Source organism: Candidatus Zixiibacteriota bacterium (assembly GCA_026397505.1).
Classification (GTDB): domain Bacteria; phylum Zixibacteria; class MSB-5A5; order GN15; family PGXB01; genus JAPLUR01.
In genome coordinates, this window is sequence record JAPLUR010000080.1 from 1 (window position 1) to 18,213 (window position 18,213).

Here is an 18,213-nt window from a genome sequence, read left to right on the forward strand (position 1 = left end):
GAATTTTCGGCCCTTCACAGGTGGCGGCCGAGATAGAGGGTTCCAAGGCTTTCGCGAAGGAGTTCATGCGGAAATATCATATTCCGACCGCATCATTCCAGATTTTTACGGAAATGTCGGAAGCGATCGCTTTTGTGCGGGCGGCAGCCATGCCGATTGTGATAAAAGCGAGCGGGCTGGCGGCCGGAAAGGGAGTGGTCGTGGCCCAAAATGCCGAGGAGGCGGTTCAGGCCATCGAAAAAATCATGGTTCAGAAAGTATTCGGTGATGCCGGCAGCAGCGTGGTCGTGGAGACTTACCTGGAGGGGCAGGAGGTCTCGGTCATGGCCTTTACCGATGGGAAAACGGTCAAGGTTATGCTTCCCTCACAGGATCATAAACGGGTTGGCGATGGCGACACCGGCCCCAATACCGGCGGAATGGGCGCCTACAGCCCGGTCAATTTTATCGATGAGGCTACCTTGAAAATGATCAAGGAGCATATTCTGGAGCCGACCATCGCCGGACTGGAAAAAGAGGGACGCAATTATAAAGGGGTATTATATGCCGGGCTGATAATGACTCAGGCGGGACCGAAGGTAATGGAATTCAATTGCCGTTTCGGCGACCCGGAGACTCAGGCGGTACTGCCGCTGCTTAATTCGGATCTGGCCGACATTTTTATCGCCATTGTCGATGGCAATCTCTCTATCATCGATGAGCTGGATTGGAATTCGGGCGCGGCCGCCTGTGTCGTGCTGGCCTCACGCGGTTACCCCGAAAAAGTTGAAACCGGCAAGAGGATTTTCGGTTTAAGAAGCTATAGCGATATGAACTGTTATCTATTTCATTCGGGGACAAGGCGTGACGGCAAGAACTGGATCACCGCCGGTGGAAGGGTGGTCGGACTGACTGCGGTCGATCATGATTTGCCTTCGGCGCTCGCCCGAGCTTACGATGTTATCGATAATATCAAGTTCGATGGGATGATTTTCAGGACTGATATCGGCTCAAAAGCAACAAGCCGAATGAAAAGCTATGGGATTTAGAATATGGCTAAAGTATTGATCATGATCGGGTCCAAATCGGACAGCCCCTATGCGGAGGAATGTCAGGCTCTCCTTCAGAGCCTGGGAATCGCTTCGCAGTTGGAAATATCCTCAGCCCACCGCCAGCCTGAAAGGACCGATGAACTGGCCCGGACGGCGGAAAAAGCGGGATATGAAGTGATTATCTGTATGGCCGGGATGGCGGCGGCACTTCCGGGTGTAGTTGCGGCCAGAACCGAACTCCCCGTTATCGGGGTACCTCTGCCGGCCTCTCTGGAGGGTCTGGATTCCCTCCTGGCAATTGCCCAGATGCCCTCGGGCGTGCCGGTGGCGACGATGGGGATCGGCAAGGCCGGCGCCAAAAATGCCGCTTTTATGGCCGCCAGAATCCTGGGGGCACGATATCCCGAAATTAGAGATAAACTTCGGCAGCAAAAAAAATTGAAAGATTGAAAACGAATTGAATCAAAATTGTAAAATAAAAAAAGGAAGGAGAAATTGATGGCTTTGAAAATTCAATCCCGAATGGTTCTGCTGATAATTGTGGTGGCCATGTTTGTGGCATTTCTCGCCGCTCCGGCGTTTTCCGGCGATCCCAATAAGGCCAAAGAGCATTTCAACGCTGCGCTCAAGGCTTCCGGCGAGAAAAATGATACGCTGGCTATCAACGAGTACAAGCTGGCCATTCAGGAAGATGACAAGTATGTAGACGCCTATATTAATCTCGGCTCTGTTTACTTCAAAACCGAGAAATACGCCGATGCGGAAGCCAATTTCAAGAAGGCCACTGAGGCGGATCCCCAGAATGCCGATGCCTGGGCCAATCTTGGCCGAACCTATTTCAAACTGAACAAGATTGCCGAGAGTGAAACCGCTTTTAAGACGGCGCTGACCAACAAGGCTGACTATTATGATGTCTATAAAGACCTCGGATTGCTTTATCAATCGCAGAGCAGTTGGCCGGTTCTGGTTGAAAACATGAAAATCTTTACCGAGAAGGTCCCGACCGATTACATGGGCTTTTATTTGCTGGGAAAAGGTTATCAGGGGATGAAAAAATATCCTGATGCCATTGCCGCCTATAACAAGTCAATCGAGCTGAATAAGGATTATTTTTATACTTACAACAGCCTGGGGAAAATCTATCAGGCCCAGGAAAATTATGCCCAGTCGTTGAAAGTGTTTGAGGAGGCGGTCCGCCTGAAACCGGAAAATTATCTGGCTGCCCGCGACCTGGCCATCTCTTTCGAACAGGTTAATCAGGGGAAGACTGACCAAATAATTACCTACTGGAACAAATTCCTGAAAGCTGCCAAGAGTAATCCCAAGGCCCAGAATTTCGTGAAAGAGGCCGAGGATCATGTCAAGGAACTTCAGGCCCAGAAAAAATAGCTCTTCTATTTACCAAAAAGCGGGAACCGGCCTAAAGGCCGGTTCCCGCCGCTTACAATCTGCGCCCCCTCACGACAACAGGCGTCTCCGCCCTTAAGTCGTCAGGGTATCCGTAAATCCTCCCTCATTCGGAAAATTCCACCTTGCCGAAATCTTCCCAATCGACATCAACTTCATCATTTCCCGTCCGGACAATGATTCCCTTGTTATCGCTATCGACATCGTTGGAGTCTTTCAGCTTAAAAATCCGGCCGTCTTTAAGAGTGACGCGACTGCTGCGTGAAGAGATTTTTTCAATCGACTTTATAAAGCCGAATTCAATATCAAAATCAATATCGCCGGAACTCCCGTCAAGCAATTCCCAGGTATATTCCTCATCATCATCCCACTTGATATCACCGGTGAATTTATCGCCGTCTTCCGTAAAAACCGTTCCATGGAGCTTCCGCCCGCCATCAAAACTGCTGTACGCGGTACCCGGCGGTGGATCCTGAAATTCGATAATATCGAATTCATCCCAGTTTACCGTTATCCGGCCCAGAACCGGGTCGGAAATGGCAATGCCGCGATTGCCGCTGTCGATATCATTGGAATCCTCAAGTTCCAATTCCTTGCCGTCTTTCAGGATCACGCGCGAAGATTGCGATGAGGTTCTCTCAATCGATTTAATCCGGCTGAATTCAATCTTACGGCTGTGACGGTCATCGCGACCGTCCAGAATATCGGTATCATATGCCTCATCAACATCCCAGCCGATGAAACCGGTATATTTTTCACCACCCCGTGTTGCCACCTTTCCATAAAGTCTCTTGCCGAATTTTGATTCTGCATTGGTGGCGGGTTCGAATTCGATCCGTTCGATATCATCCCAATATAACTCGAGCGTCCCTTCGCTTTTATCTTCAATAAGTATTTCGCGATTGTCACCCCCTATGTCGGTAGAGCCGTTTTGGAGACGCAATTTCTGGCCCGATTTCAGAATCAGTTCCACCTGGTCATCCCCATCCGGAATTAGAGTCTTGATATGCCCTATCCTGATTCCCGATTGAGCCATGTCGGTCCAATCCGAGCCGTGGAATATATTCTTATCCGATCCTTCGCTGTAGACAGTTAACCCCATAATGGTAATTCTCCGATTCCTTCGATCTTCATCGCGGTACTTTCTGGGATGGCGATGGTCGAGATCCTTATAACCATCGAGGATGTCAACCCATGAAACCTCATTCTTATCCCAGCGTATGGCACCCTCAAGAACTTCATTATTCGAGGTATATATCTTACCATAAATTTGACCCGGGTCGGCCACCCCCGGCAAAATTAGAAATAGAGTCAGTCCTAATGCCGCCCCCACGATGGTAATTGCTTTCATGCCCTATCTCCTACTGTCATTATTGATTCCATTGATTATTCGACGACTTTTTGCCCCAGAAAGTTTCAGATGGCCCGAGTTAAATAGATGTGGGAGTAAGTTTTTTCGGTCTCTTTCACTGACCGATATGGCGCCGCCTACTTCAGGAGAACCATTTTCCTTACCTGCACCGTCTCGCCGGCCGTCAGACGATAGAAATAAATTCCGCTGGGAGCGGCCTTTCCGCCGAATAGGTTCCCGTCCCAGATGATACGTGTTCGACCAGCCGGCAGCAATCCGTCAAAAAGGCGATAAACCTCCTGCCCGAGCAGGTTGAACACGGAAACCAGGACTTTTCCCCGGCGCGGCAATTGAGCCTCGAAGGAGGTGACAGTGTTGAAAGGATTGGGATAGTTCTGACCCAGTACTACTCTTTCCGGAAGTTCATCTGCCGTGGTCTCACCGACCGACGATTGGCCGCCTATAACCACTTCGCCCGGAATGACTCTCGGAATGATCCTTTGCCCGGCCGCATTCAGCAGATAAAGAGCGCTATCGGAGGCCCCGGAATCGACTCTGGTCAATCCGGAGACCGCCCCGGCCGCAAAGAAGAGATTACATATAATATAACTTCCCGGCTGTATTGAACTGCCCCCGGCGAGTGAATCTATCATGTTGAAAAAGAGTTCCGCCAAACCATTAACGCCGCTGCTTGCGCTCCATGAAACAAAAGTGGGCAAGGCTTGATAATTCGGGACAATTGAATCAATGGAAATCATGGCGGGGTCAAAAGTGATCGGGATATACCCCCCTTTACAGGATTGATTCAGCCTCAGTTGAACCGGCATGATTCCTGTTCCTTCCGGCAGGACGTTGGCATTGATAAATTGCAGCGTATCGGCCGTTTTTAATTGCACGCTTAAGGGGATATGAATAACCTGGTTGAAAGAAGCGCTGTCAGAGAAGGTAATATCGGCAAGATAATTCTCTTTAGTCAGGGAGGCGGTAATCAATTCCACTATGACCTGGCCATCGCCTGAACCGCGGTATTTGTCAAGGCTTATCCAGCTCTCGCTCGGCCGTGCTTCCCAATTGAGAACACCTGAACCTAAATCGCTGATCTCGACCGTATCGCATAAAGTATCCCCGCGCCAACCTTGGAAATAAAGGGATTCGGGACGCACCGCCATATAGGGCATGTTGCCAATGAGTTCCAGAGAAACCCAGCAGGTTTCCTGCGCATTGACGGCCTCGGGCGATGACACAACGATTGGCTCGGTAAACCGGCCGTAAGCCAGCCCGGTTATATCGATGCTTACGGAGGAATATTCGGAATCGACACCGGAGGTTTTATCGAGGCTGAACCATGAGGCCGTTTCGATCGCCGACCAGGTTAGGGCGCCCGTTCCGTCATTAATGAGTTGGCATTTTTGAGGGGATGGATTTCCTATGGCGGCAAAGACCCGGAAACTCAGGGTGTCGGGAACGATTTTCAAAATGGGTGCCGTGACAGTCAATGTTACCGGCAAGACGGTCGCTGAATCGGCATGATCAATATCAATCAGCCGTATGAATCCGGAATAGCGGCCATAAGGCAAGCTGCCCTCTCCGATCGACACCGCAAGAGTATCCGGGGTGAGACCGCTTGATGGTGCAACTGCGAGCCATCCGACCGTCGGCGCCGCCGTCCAATGCACCTGCCCCAGACCGGCGCCGGACAGCACCAGATTGTGCGATGGCGGCAGTGTACCTCCGGCCTCCATCGTAAAATTAAGGGCGGTTGGAGTGGAAATTATTCCGGGGCGGTTGTACTGTTTTATGGTCGCATAAATATCGAAATTTCCCGAGCGGGAATCGGCCCAGACAAAAAACAACTTATAACCATCGGAAGCCAGATCCGGCTGCAGCTGGCGACCGGCTGTCGTCTGATGGATTTTGAATGAAGCTCCCGAGGGAAGGCCGGCCTCGTCAATAATCTGTGCATACGCATCCCATTGCCCGGCGGAGGAATCTGCCCAGGCCAGGCAAATATTGCCGGACCAGTCAGAGGCGAGTGCCACTTCTTTCTGCGAGCGGCCGTTGTCATCCAGATTGGCTCTCGCCGACGGTCCCAGTGGCACGCCAAGGCTATCAAAACGCCGGAAAAAGATATCGGGATTCTGCGGATATGAGCCGTTGCGCCAATCGACCCAAGCGACAAAAAAGCGGCCGCGGCCATCGGCGGCCGTGACCGGAAAAGCCTGACGCGCCGTGCCCGGATCATCGCTGATTTTCTGATTGGCGCCGATCGGATTGAATAACGGGTCAAAGCGCTGGGCATAGACATCATCATTGCCGAAACGATTATCATACCAGACAACCACAAAACCGCCGTCGGCAAAAGCCGCGACGCGCGGCGAATGCTGCTGGTAAATGCCGGCATCAGTATTGATCTTGAAATTCTTTCCTGTCAGTTCGCCGTTGACTCCCAGCCGCTGGCCATAGATATCCCAGTTGCGATTCCTGTAATCGGACCAGACCACAACACCGGAACCATTTGGAAAAACCGCCAGGTCAGGCGATTCACACCCCGAATCGGGAGGCTCGGAGGTAATGTTGAGATTGGCGACTGAAACCAAAGTGTCAATTTTCCCGTAGTATATATCCGGGCGAAATGGATATGTTCCATTGCGATAATCTTTCCAGACGGCGGCCCACTGCCCGAATTGGTTGCCGGCCACCGCCGGTTCAAACCGCGGAGCGGTCGAGAATTCATCGTTTACCCGACGATTGATTCCCTGCGCTATTCCGGCACTATCGAGAAACTGACAATATATCTCGCTCCGACCATTGCGATTATCGACCCAGGCCACCACAAACCCTCCTCCCTGCCCCGCCGCGACGCGCGGCTGAAACATGTCGGACGCGGAATTATCGTCATTGATCAGGATATCATATTTGTCCAGGGCGGATAAGGCGGCGCCGTTAATGGAAGATGCCGTTAAAACGACATAGAGAAAAAGAATGGCGGAGATGCTTTTCATCGATGAAACTAGAAGCAATTCTGATGCCCCGGCGCCTTGTGACCCCGGGGGGAAAATCGTCGGTAATCGATTGAAAATATAATAGTTACAGTTAGGACAGATTGTGCCACCGGGAAGTCTGACGAAAGCTGATGAAAAAAGGAAAACGATTCCTGATAAATCAGGAACGGTTTTCCTCTATATTATTCAAATGAAAAACAGCCCTGGTAGCCGCTTATCTTATTTTCTTTTTGTGACGATTGGCTCTTCTGCGTTTTTTCAGTTTATGAGTTTTAATCTTTTGACGTTTTCTCTTCTTCCCGCTTGGCATTAAACCTCCGATTTAAACTGCCATCCGGATCAGACAGGCAGTTTGGTTATCAAATTCTTGAATTCGTTGGAAGGCTTAAAAACTGGGACCTTCCTCCCGGGCACCGGAACAACATCACCGGTGCGAGGATTCCTGGCCTTTCTTGATTTCCGCAGTTTGACCTTAAAGGTTCCGAAACCACGAATCTCAATGTTGTTGCCCGATTCCATCGCCTTCTTAACAGTCTCCAAGAATGCATCAACTACCACGGCAACATCGGTCCTTGTCAAGCCGGTTCTTTCGGCAACTTTTTCCACCAGATCTGCCTTGGTCATCTCATCCTCCCTCGGTAACATGCTGGATTATTCATATCGACTATTCTCAAAGTCAAAATGTTTTTCCCTTATCTCAATTGCTCTTTCGATGCCTTTATACTTTACGACGCCTTAAGCCTTTGACAGAAATCGCGTTAAACTAAGAAATTTGTTTAAGCAAATCAATATATTTTTAATATTCAATACAAATACATTATCCGGGGACCGGTCATTTCTCCGGTGGCCATTTCCCTGACTCCTCCCAGCGTTGTGCCCAGAAGGTCAATCAGGCCCGGCTTTGGTTTGATATCCTTCACCACTTTTGGCTCGCCCTTGATTCCGGCCAACTCCGCAGCATACCTGACAGCCTCTTCAAAACCTCCCAGGGTATCGACCAGGCCCAGTTTTTGAGCCTGCCGTCCGGTAAATATCGAGCCATCAGCCAACTTGAGCACTTTATCTTTTTCCAGCCCCCGCCCTTCCATCACGACATCAACAAATTGCTGGTAAGTATCCATAATCACGGCCGTGAGCATCTCACGTTCCCGCTCGGTCAGCTTTCGGTCCATCGAACCAACATCCTTCAACTCGCCTGACTTGACTCGCTCAATTTCCACGCCAACTTTCTCCATCAGCTTGCCTAAAGAATAAAACTGGATTATGACACCTATGGAACCGGTCAGCGTGCCGGGATCGGCCATGATTTTATCGGCGGCGCAGGATACATAATAACCACCTGAGGCGGCCAGAGAAGACATGGAGGCGACGACTATTTTCCCTTCATCTTCACGAAGGCGCTTTATTTCACTATAGATCTCCTGGGAAGGTGCGACGCCCCCGCCGGGCGAATCGACATGGAGGACGATCGCTTTCACGCTGGAATTACCCCATTTTTTCAACTGCTTGACTACCGATTCGGATTCGGTGATGGTCCCGAATATTTCCACTACCGCCACTTTCGAACCCAGCCCTCCCATCGCCATCTCACCGTCGGTGGAAAAGACCCCGATAAACATCAAAGCAAAAAAGGCCATAGTCACCAGAAAGGAAAAACCTATGATAACGCCAATGACAACATCCCTCTTTCTGGCCATTCATTACCTCAATCGGAATAGATTATTAATTGCTCACCAGCTCTGATTAAACGGGGATCGGAAAGATCGTTCCAGGAGAGAATTCTGGCCACGGTGGTGTTGAAGAAATTGGCGATGGCATATATTGTGTCCCCCTGCTTGACCGTATAAGTCTTATAGCTGGAGCCGGAATCACGGCGCGATATCAAAAGCTTCTGCCCGGGATATATCTGACTTTGACTTCCGAGATTATTAAGCTTGCGTAAGGATGCGACGGAGATTCCAAACCGCCGGGCAATTTCCCAAACGGTATCGCCCGCACGCACTATATATGTACTCATCTCTCCGGACGGATTGGATGACGGATTCTCTTTGATCTGGGAGGGGTTAGGCTTAACCAGGAGTTTCTGCCCCACAAAAATCTGCGAACGCCGGTTCAGATTATTGATCCGCCTGATTTCATCCGGGGTCATCTTGAAGGCGCGCGCAATATCCGAAACGGTATCCCCGGAGCGCACCGTATAGCTGCCGTCATCATCGCGGTAATTGCGGCTCCCCGTAGGGGATGTGCCGGCATAAGTGCGATCACTCGGGACGGGAATAATAATGGATCGTCCGGCAGTCAGCTTCGCCCGACGACTCAAATTATTCGCTTCCAGAATGGCATATTCGGAAATTCCGTATTTTCTGGCAATGGAAGCGACTGTCTCGCCACGGCGAACCTTGTGCTGCGCCCAACTGGTCTGTTTGGCGGCGGGCAGGCCGTCATATGCGGCCCAGAATTGGTCTTCTGTCCCCAGGGGAATGCGAAGATCATAATGTTTCTTGTTGGGCGGCGTGAATTGGCGAAGCAGTTCCGGATTGAGTTCCTGAAGTGATGAGACCGGGCAATTCAGAGCATCGGCCACAGCCTTAAGCTCGATACTTCGGTCAATTCTGACCACATCAAATTTCCATTCCGGCTCGTAATTAATTTCGCTGAACCCAAACCGTTCCGGATTCTTGCAGATCATGGAAGCGGCCATAAAGAAAGGCACATAGTCCATAGTCTGCTTTTTGAGCCGTAATTTCCAGAAATCCTGGGTATTCTGTTTCTTGGTTGTGTTGCGGACGCGCCCGGGACCTCCATTATAAGCGGCCAGCGCCAGTTCCCAACTGCCAAATTCATCATAAAGATCCTTCAGGAAACGGGCCGCGGCATGGGTCGCTTTTACCGGATCTTTTCGTTCATCATACCACCAGGTCCGTTCGAGATTATAGAGGCGGCCGGTTGAGGCGATGAACTGCCACATTCCCATAGCACGCGCCCAGGAATAAGCATGGGGATTATAGCCCGACTCGACGAGAGCCAGATAGACGAGATCAGTCGGCAGACCGTATTCCCGCAAGATTCTGGTAATCATCGGGATATACTTGGTGGAACGCGATAGATACTTTCTAATGGCATCACGTGCGGCGGTTTGATAGTAGATAATGCAGGTCTTGACCCGTTCATTCAAGACCACCGGAACATTATAGGATTCCTTCTCCTGAGCATAAGTCTCGAGCCTTTCGTACTCGGAAGAATCAATTTTGAAATGATTAATATCCGAAAAACGGGCGATCAGTACATCAGGCGAAATATCACTGGAAAGCCGCCCCAGCGATACCAGCGTAGTCCGATAGCTGGCAACAATTTCCGCAAGAAGGCGGTTATATTTAATACTCTCTTCAGAAAGAGAATCAGATTCGGTATCAATATCCAGTTCACCCAGAGTTGACAGGCTTTTTTCGAAATAATACTCGGCTTCCTCCCAGCTTGCCTCCCGGTTGGCCGTGATACCCATCGTACAGTATTCCTGGGCGATCGTAAGTCTCTGCCAGATATAATCGTCGATAGATGAAGAAGGCAGTTCCTCCCCGGCCAGAGAATCGGCAATCCGGGCCTGATTTTCATTAATCCTATCCAGCTCAATCGAATACTCGGTGGTGTCATCAAATGAGGAAGAGACATTCTGCTCATTGATCGGTTCCGACCCCTTTGATTCTCTGCCAATTCCCCTTGGGCTTGGACTGCTGCAGGAAATCAGAGAAATTCCCAGCGCGGCAATCAATATCTGAAAGTAAATAGACTTCCTCATTCCAACCCACTGATTTCTAGGTTATCCTGCTATTCTGTGTTATCGGCTCTTCCCTATACCTTCTTTACTCACAATTCCGGCTAACTCATTGAGATATATACAAAAAAGGTTGAATATGTGTCAAGGCTTTATTTGCCAATATCTCCAGAAATCCAGAAAAAACTCCACCACGTCATCAGCCGTCTCAAAATAGCGGATTTTTTTCATACTATTAAGCCAAGTAATCTGTCTCTTGGCGTACCGCCGAGAGTTCTGCTTCACGAGGTTCAGGGCTTCCTCGAGGGTAATCTTATCGTCAAAATACTGGAATAACTCGCCGTAACCGATGACATTTATCTCATCAATTTTGGCCCGCCATTCGGAATTATGCAGCGTTTCCACCTCGCTTAACAATCCGCCCTTAATCATCCGGTCGACCCGGTCATTTATATTGTTATACAATCTCATGCGCGAGGGAAGAAGACAGACAATTTCAAAATCATATGACCGTTCCGGCGGCTTTGTCTCGGCAACGGCCTGAGACTTGGGGCGCCCGGTGATATAGTAAATCTCCAGAGCGCGGGTGATTCGCCGCAAATTATTGGGATGGATATTGGATGCCTCCTGAGGGTCGATTTCCTGCAGTTTCTTATAAAGATATTCCGGGCCCTTTTCGACCGCCTCACTTTCCAGGCGGCTGCGAATGGCAAAATCATTATCCGGAATTTCAACCATTCCGTCGACGAGCGATTTTATATATAGCCCGGTGCCGCCGCAGACGACCGGCATCCCCTTGCGATTCAAAGTCTCAGCTATTATCCGCGAGGCATCCTCAATAAAATCCCAGGCGGTGTACCTCTCCCCCGGCTCCACGATATCAATCAAATGATACTTGTATCGGGCCAAATCTGCGTGGGAGGGTTTATCGGTTCCAATATTAAGATTCTTATATATCTGGCGGGAATCGGCCGAGATTATCTGCAGTCGTGGATATACTTCCATCAGACGCGCTATAACCCCACTTTTGCCGGATCCGGTCGGTCCGGTGAAAATCGGAACAATGGTTTTATTTTCTGCTGAATCTGACATCAAGCTCACTCCTGGTAATTCTGATGGTGGTAGGACGTCCATGCGGACAGCAATAATTCTTTTCGGTTAACATCAGGCGGCGCAACAATGAATACGCCTCCTCTTCGCTCAGACGGTCGCCCGCCATGACCGCCGAGCGGCAGGCAATGGACTGCGCGATCCCCTTTTTAAAGTCATTTCCCGCCTTCTTGATTATCTCCATATCATCAATAATTTCGAGGAAAATCTTTTCGGGGGATTTTTTCGAGAGGGCGGCTGGAACCGCCGAAAGGATGACTGTTCTGCCGCCGAACGGCGCCAGGATAAAACCGGTCGCCTGAAGACATTCCGCCGATTCTTCAAACAGCAAATAGCGGTCGGCGGATAATTCAAGGCTCAGAGGGAAAAGGAGATTTTGCGAGATGGCCCCACCCTGCTCCATCACTTTCTGGATTTCTTCATAAAGGATTCTCTCATGGGCGGCATGCTGGTCGATAATGAGCAGCTGCTCACGGATTTTAAACAGAAGATACATCTCGGAGAATTGCCCAAGATAGCAGGCCGGGTCGGCATCGCTCAATGATACCGGCTCTTTAGCCTTTTCTGTCCGGGCGGCGCTTGCAATGGGTGCGGGCTCCGGCCCGGGAGATGAAGATTCGGCATGTGCTTTCACGGAATTGGATGGGCCATATAATTCCCTCAGAAATGAATGGGCTGATCCTGTCATTTTCCCCGGTTCAAATGCTCGTGCCTTTCTGATCGCTTCATTGATGGAATAATTCTCCGGCGCTGATTTTTGAGGCGGCGCAATCCCGTCCGCGCCGGATAGGGATTCTCCTCGCAACGACCTCTTGACCGCCTGATACAGGAGATCGTGCACCAATTTTTCATCGGAAAGCCTCACTTCCGCCTTTGTTGGATGGACGTTGACATCAACTTTGGCCGGGTCCAGTGTCAGGAAAACCGCTCCGACCGGATAATTACCCCGCGGAAGCACCTCACCATATCCAGCGGTAACAGCATGATTGAGGCTCTGGGAGCGAATATAGCGGCCGTTGATAAAAATAAAAAGGCTGTATTGATTTTGCCGACATTCATCCGGATGCGAGAGAAATCCGGCAATTTCCATTTCCTCGGTCTGAGAAATTATCTCAAACAGCGAGCCCTGATTCTTGCCCAGAAGCAGATAAGCGGTTCTGGTTTTTAAATCGGCGTGGCTTTCATCGAGTGCAAAAAGCGTCCGCTCATTCAGGGCATAGCTGAATCGGACGGCGGGAGCACCCAGAGCCAGGGCAATGGCATTGCGCGTCAGGTGTCGGGCCTCGGTCGTCTCGGCTTTGAGAAATTTCCGGCGGGCGGGGGTATTGAAAAAGAGATTTTCCACCTCCACTTTGGTTCCAAATGAGGCTGTCACCGGTTTGAGACTCTGTTTGACTCCTCCCTCGACAATTATTTCCACCCCGGTTTCCGCTCCCTCCGCCCGGGAGATCATGCGCGTTCTTGATACCGAGGCAATAGAGGGCAGTGCCTCGCCCCGAAAGCCATAACTGCGAAGATTCTCAAGATCATTGAAATCATTGATTTTGCTGGTGGCGTGACGAGCAAAGGCAATTTCAATCTGCTCGGAGGGAATGCCGCAGCCATTATCGGCGACCGCTATCAATCTCGTTCCCGATTTCTCTATAATCATGTCAATCCGGGTGGCGCCGGCATCAAGCGAGTTCTCAACCAGCTCCTTCAGCACGGCGGCCGGTCGTTCGATTACCTCTCCGGCGGCGATTTTATTAATCAGCCTTTCCGAGAGGGGCCGAATCCACCGTTTCTTCGCTATCGAAATCTCACTTTTCATCCAGTTTTTCCTTGAGCCTGCTCAATATACGCAGGGCATCCAGCGGCGTGAGGGAATTTATTTCTACCTTTCTCAGTTCTTCTTCCAGGGGTGATGGGGCGGTATCAAACAACGATCGCTGGTTGATACTCTTATGTATCCCCCGGGCCAGTTCCGATTGGGAGAATTTACCAGATTCGAGCAGCCGGAGCAACTCTTTTGAACGATTGATCGTTTTTTTCGGGATTCCGGCGAGGCGGGCCACCTCAATTCCATACGAGTCATCACACCCCCCGGGGATGATCTTATGCAGAAAAATAATCTGATCCTCCCACCGCTTGACCGCCACCTGGCAGTTGAGGACTTTATCATACAGAGCCGCCAGCCCGGTCAATTCATGATAGTGGGTGGCAAAAACCGTCCGCGCTTTTATTTGCTCATTGATATACTCGACCACCGCCCAGGCGATGGAGAGGCCATCGAAAGTGGATGTCCCTCGACCGACCTCATCCAGCAGGATGAGTGATTCATCGGTGGCGTTATGAAGAATATTCGAGGCCTCTATCATTTCCACCAGGAAGGTCGATTGACCGCGGGCCAGATTATCGATCGCTCCAACCCGGGTGAAAACGCGGTCGACCAGACCGACATGCGCCGAATCGGCCGGAACGAAAGAACCGATTTGAGCCAGGATGACTATCAGACCAATCTGACGAAGATAGGTCGATTTTCCCGACATATTCGGTCCCGTCAGAATCATGATGCGATCCCGGTCAACGGAAAGAGACAGGTCGTTGGATATAAAGATCCCCTGTGGCAGAAGGTTCTCGATGACCGGATGACGGCCGCCGGTGATTTCGATGACAGTACTTGCATCTATTTCCGGGCAGATGTAACCTCTCTCGGCCGCCAGATTCGCCAGGGAAACAATCAAATCGATTTCGGAAAGGATGGCCGCGGCCTGAAGCAAGTCTTCCAGTGAGCCGGCCAACTTATCAACCAAATTATTAAACAGCCTCTCTTCGAGCGAAAATATTTTTTCCTCGGCGGCCAGAATCAACTCCTCTTTTTCTTTGAGCTCCTCCGTGATATACCTCTCGGCGTTGACCAGGGTCTGTTTGCGGATGTAACCCTGCGGCACTTTATCGAGATGCGTGCGGGTGATTTCTATGTAATACCCGAAAACCCGGTTATATCCGACCTTGAGTGAGGGTATCCCGCTTCGCTCTCTTTCCAGCTGCTGCAGGGAAGCGATATATTGGCGGGCTTCTTTGATAGAATTCTTAAGAGAATCAAGTTCTTCGGAAAATCCTTCCCGGATAACATTTCCCTTGTTGGCCGTCAGGGGGGCTTCTTCCACCATGGCCCCGGCGATTAGTTGTTTGAGAAACGAGCAGTCCGGATATGATTTGACCATGGCGGTGAATATTTCGGCCTTGAGCTCAGCCGCCAGGAGAATGATTTCGCTTCCGGCTTCCAGACCATCTTCAATGGCGACCAGCTGACGCGGATTGATTTTTCGCATTCCGAGCCTCCCGGCCAGCCGCTCGAGGTCGGGCATTTTTTTCAAAAGTAACGGCAGTCGCAACCCCATTTCGCGATTACAGTGCAGTTCCTTTACCCCCTGCTGCCGGCGAATAATTGGCGGCATCTGCTTGAATGGATGCAGTAGGCTTTCCCGCAATTTGCGTGCGCCGCCCGGAGTACAGGTGCGCTTGACGGCGTGAAAAAGAGAGTCTCTTTCAGTACTATCCGCCAGATTATGAACCAATTCCAAATTCCGAACCGTGTTATAATCGAGCAGCATGAAATCATCGGTATCGGCGACGCTGATTTTAGTTACGTGGTCCAATTTGGTGCGGTTGTTTTCGCGCAGGTAGCGATAGATGGCGCCGGCCGCAGTTAGGCCATGTTTGAGGTGACTGACGCCGAATCCATCCAGCGTGCTGACCTGGAAGAATTCCGACAATTCGCGAACGGCGGCCTTGAGATCAAAGTTCCATTCCTCAAACGGGGTCAGACGATTGCGACCGTAATCTTTGAGAAAGTCGATCAATTCATGGGCCGAGGGCAAAAGCGGATAGATGATTTCCTGCGGCGAGAGAATTCTGACTTTTTCCAGAATTTTGTCTTTGGGCCCTTCATCCAGGAAAAACCGACCCGAAAGAAGGTCTATGTATGAAATCCCCAGCGTCGGCGAATCATCAAAATAAAGTGAGGCCAGATAAAGAGGCGTGTTGTCGTCGGCGACACCCTCAATGGTGGCTGTGCCGGGAGTGAGAATCTCTACCACTTCTCTTTTGACCACCCCTTTGGCGAGTCGCGGGTCTTCCACCTGCTCCACCACGACCACTTTCTCTCCGGCCGCCAGCAGGCGGGCCAGATATTTGTCGACGGCATGATAAGGAACACCGGCCAGCGGAATTTTCCGGCCGTTGATATGGCCGCGTGAAGTCAGGGCGATATTCAAAATCGGCGCCGCCTTGACAGCATCATCGCCGAACATCTCATAGAAATCCCCCATGCGGAAAAAAAGGATCTTGTCGGGATACTGCGACTTGATCTTCTCATACTGCCGCATCAGCGGTGTCAGCCCCCCGCTTGCTGAAGTTGACGATTTCATCGCGCTACAACTTGGAATGATTCCTTTTCCGCCGTCTCCAGGCGCGCCTTTAAAGCCATCGCCTTCTCCGAAGATGTGAATCGCCCCACATACACCACAAAGTATTTCTTACCGGATATGATCTTTTCGCTTGTCTCCACTCTCTGCCCATAAGATTTCATCCGCTTAACCATTGTTTCGGCATTGGCTCTGACACCGAAGACGCCGACCTGAACGGAATAGATGGTCCCGGTGATCTTTTCGGCTCTTTGATCATCAGCCGTCTCCCGGATATTGCTGAAGCGGTCTTCCAGATCCTCCATGCCGATGGCTCTGGAATATTGCTCCTTCAGCAGATTATATTCAAAAATGGCATCATCAATCCGGCTCTGTTCCAATGCCGTCAATGAACCGAGGTATAAAGCCGGAACCGCAACTTCCTCAAATTTCAGGCCGGAAAGTTTCCGGCTCACTTTGCGTGCTTCATCATATTTCTTCTGCTGGAACAGGAAACGAAATTTATCAAGCCTGGCCAGGCCCCCATATAGTCCGTTGGGATCTTCTTTAATTATCAGGCCGTACCAGCGATCGGACTTATCCTGTTGATTCATCTTTGAATGGGCCAGCGCCGTCATGCGAAGCATCACCCCACGGTATTTACCGTTCTCCCAACGCCGCAAATAAACCTCCGCCGAATCGGCCAATTCCCCATATCTCCCGGCTGCCAGAAAATAAAGAGTACTCAGGTAAAACTCTTCCTGCGCCAGAGCGGGCGGCAGTGCGGCTTCTGCGGCCGCCTGAAGAAATTGCAGGGAGTAGAATCCATCCGATTCCAGCAATGCCTGGGCATATAAGAGAGTGCCGTCACGGCGAGCGGCCGATGATAGGCCGGCGATATTGCGACGGACCTCGTCCAGTCGCCCCTCCCCTATCAATTTCATAAGATCCTCTGCCGCCAGTTGGCCAGCGCCGACCAGCACTAACAGCAAAAAAATGATCGACCGCCGCATCAGATTACGAAACTGTCGACTGCCTTGCACGACGGACAGAGCCATTTCTTGGCCTTTGATTTGTGGCCGCAGCGATTGCAGCGATATTCATTTTCAACCGCTTCACGCCGCTCCTCGAGTTTGTTAATCAATTCCCCAAGCCTCCCTTTATCACCAATGGTCAGATACAGTTTGGCCAGATCAAGGGTGGGCAGAAGCGAATAGGGATGATCATCAGCGGCAAGGTTGAGATGCTCCACGGCAATCGAATACTCCCCTTTTTTGAAATGATATTCCGCCAGCGTCAGGCGGGCGTCGATATTTTTGGGGGAAACCTCCAGTATTTCGGCGCAAATGCTGGAAATTTCGCCGAATTTCCCCAGATCAAACAGGGCTCTTTTGAGCCGGCTCAAGACAAAATGTGCGGCTTCCGGTACCGCCGCGATAAGCTTCTTCCAGAACTCCACTGCATCTTCTTCTCTGTTTTCGGCCAGATAGGAATCGCCGATGTAGATATAGGCGGGAACACAGGCCGAATCAATGCCGATCGCTTCCTTGAGAAGAAGGCGCGCCTTATGATACTCTTTTTCATTAAAGAGCTTTTCCCCCCGGAGAAATTTGTAAATGGCCAGACCGCTCTTGGATTTGCCTCCCTCGAGCTTGATCAGCTTCTCCTTGATACGGGAAGCTTCCTCCCATTCCTCTTCATGCGCATATATATCAAGCAGCTTCTCGGCCGCCCATTTATTATTGCTCTCAATGGAAAGCAATTCCGTCAAGGCCGACTGAGCCGATTTGAAATCACTAAGGGCGGTAAAATCCTCGGCCAGAGCCCGCAGGATAATTCGCTTATCATCGGGCGTGAGACCATGCCGGATAGTCAGATCTTTGTGTACCTGCAGAGCTTTGTCGGGCTTGCCGTATTTCCTGAGTATGTCGCCGATACGGACATAGGCATCGACATTGGCGCTGTCCTCGGAGACTGCCTCGCGAAAGCGGCTGAAGGCCACCTCTTCCCTGCGGTCCAGAAGGGCTTTCAGACCCTCAATATAAGCGCTGGGATCGGTGGTCTTCTTCTCTCTTTTGAATCGGTCATAGTAGACATAAATGAATATCAGGGCAATAATGGCCAATAAAAATATTATGACAATACTATCCAT

At 50.6% G+C, this 18,213-nt stretch carries 14 protein-coding genes; 4 read left to right on the forward strand and 10 right to left on the reverse strand.

Translation table 11 applies throughout. The features are described from left to right. The 3 genes from purD to NT002_08585 form a co-directional block, all read left to right on the forward strand. A partial coding sequence (gene purD, locus NT002_08575; GenBank protein MCX6829316.1) for a phosphoribosylamine--glycine ligase occupies nt 1-1,028 on the forward strand: 1,028 nt, incomplete at its 5' end. A gap of 3 nt (nt 1,029-1,031) precedes the next feature. Next, the gene (purE, locus tag NT002_08580; GenBank protein ID MCX6829317.1) at nt 1,032-1,481 is read left to right on the forward strand and encodes a 5-(carboxyamino)imidazole ribonucleotide mutase; all 450 of its coding nucleotides are present in this window, start codon (nt 1,032-1,034) and stop codon (nt 1,479-1,481) included. A gap of 48 nt (nt 1,482-1,529) precedes the next feature. Next, nucleotides 1,530-2,420 carry a tetratricopeptide repeat protein gene (locus tag NT002_08585; protein ID MCX6829318.1) on the forward strand — a complete coding sequence of 297 codons (891 nt, stop codon included), beginning with the start codon at nt 1,530-1,532 and terminating at the stop codon, nt 2,418-2,420. 124 nt (nt 2,421-2,544) lie between these two features. Here the strand turns inward: NT002_08585 and NT002_08590 are convergent, their stop codons facing one another. Then, nucleotides 2,545-3,789, reverse strand: coding sequence for a hypothetical protein (locus NT002_08590; GenBank protein MCX6829319.1), 1,245 nt, complete (start codon nt 3,787-3,789; stop codon nt 2,545-2,547). Nucleotides 3,790-3,926: 137 nt separating this feature from the next. Then, the gene (locus NT002_08595) at nt 3,927-6,791 is read right to left on the reverse strand and encodes a T9SS type A sorting domain-containing protein (protein ID MCX6829320.1); all 2,865 of its coding nucleotides are present in this window, start codon (nt 6,789-6,791) and stop codon (nt 3,927-3,929) included. A gap of 103 nt (nt 6,792-6,894) precedes the next feature. Between NT002_08595 and NT002_08600 the strand changes: the two genes are divergently transcribed. Continuing rightward, the gene (locus NT002_08600; GenBank protein ID MCX6829321.1) at nt 6,895-7,104 is read left to right on the forward strand and encodes a hypothetical protein; all 210 of its coding nucleotides are present in this window, start codon (nt 6,895-6,897) and stop codon (nt 7,102-7,104) included. Nucleotides 7,105-7,130: 26 nt separating this feature from the next. Here the strand turns inward: NT002_08600 and NT002_08605 are convergent, their stop codons facing one another. The 8 genes from NT002_08605 to NT002_08640 form a co-directional block, all read right to left on the reverse strand. Further along, on the reverse strand, nt 7,131-7,415 hold the full coding sequence (locus NT002_08605; GenBank protein MCX6829322.1) for an integration host factor subunit beta: 285 nt from the start codon (nt 7,413-7,415) through the stop codon (nt 7,131-7,133). Nucleotides 7,416-7,594: 179 nt separating this feature from the next. After that, complete coding sequence (gene sppA / locus NT002_08610; GenBank protein ID MCX6829323.1) at nt 7,595-8,488, reverse strand: signal peptide peptidase SppA; 894 nt, start codon at nt 8,486-8,488, stop codon at nt 7,595-7,597. An 8-nt stretch (nt 8,489-8,496) separates the two neighbouring features. Beyond that, nucleotides 8,497-10,587 (reverse strand): LysM peptidoglycan-binding domain-containing protein, encoded by a 2,091-nt coding sequence (locus NT002_08615; GenBank protein ID MCX6829324.1) that lies wholly within the window; start codon nt 10,585-10,587, stop codon nt 8,497-8,499. 120 nt (nt 10,588-10,707) lie between these two features. Further along, nucleotides 10,708-11,655: a tRNA (adenosine(37)-N6)-dimethylallyltransferase MiaA gene (gene miaA, locus NT002_08620; protein ID MCX6829325.1), complete on the reverse strand. Its 948-nt coding sequence runs from the start codon at nt 11,653-11,655 to the stop codon at nt 10,708-10,710. Next, a complete protein-coding gene (gene mutL / locus NT002_08625; protein MCX6829326.1) occupies nt 11,633-13,483 on the reverse strand; it encodes a DNA mismatch repair endonuclease MutL in 1,851 nt (616 codons plus the stop codon). Before mutL ends, miaA begins: the two co-directional genes overlap by 23 nt. Beyond that, entirely contained in the window at nt 13,473-16,085 is a 2,613-nt protein-coding gene (gene mutS, locus NT002_08630; protein ID MCX6829327.1) for a DNA mismatch repair protein MutS, read from the reverse strand. The genes mutL and mutS overlap by 11 nt, the downstream gene beginning before the upstream one ends. Beyond that, nucleotides 16,082-17,134, reverse strand: a complete 1,053-nt coding sequence (locus tag NT002_08635; GenBank protein MCX6829328.1) for an SPOR domain-containing protein — start codon at nt 17,132-17,134, stop codon at nt 16,082-16,084. Before NT002_08635 ends, mutS begins: the two co-directional genes overlap by 4 nt. Continuing rightward, the gene (locus tag NT002_08640; GenBank protein ID MCX6829329.1) at nt 17,074-18,213 is read right to left on the reverse strand and encodes a hypothetical protein; all 1,140 of its coding nucleotides are present in this window, start codon (nt 18,211-18,213) and stop codon (nt 17,074-17,076) included. Before NT002_08640 ends, NT002_08635 begins: the two co-directional genes overlap by 61 nt.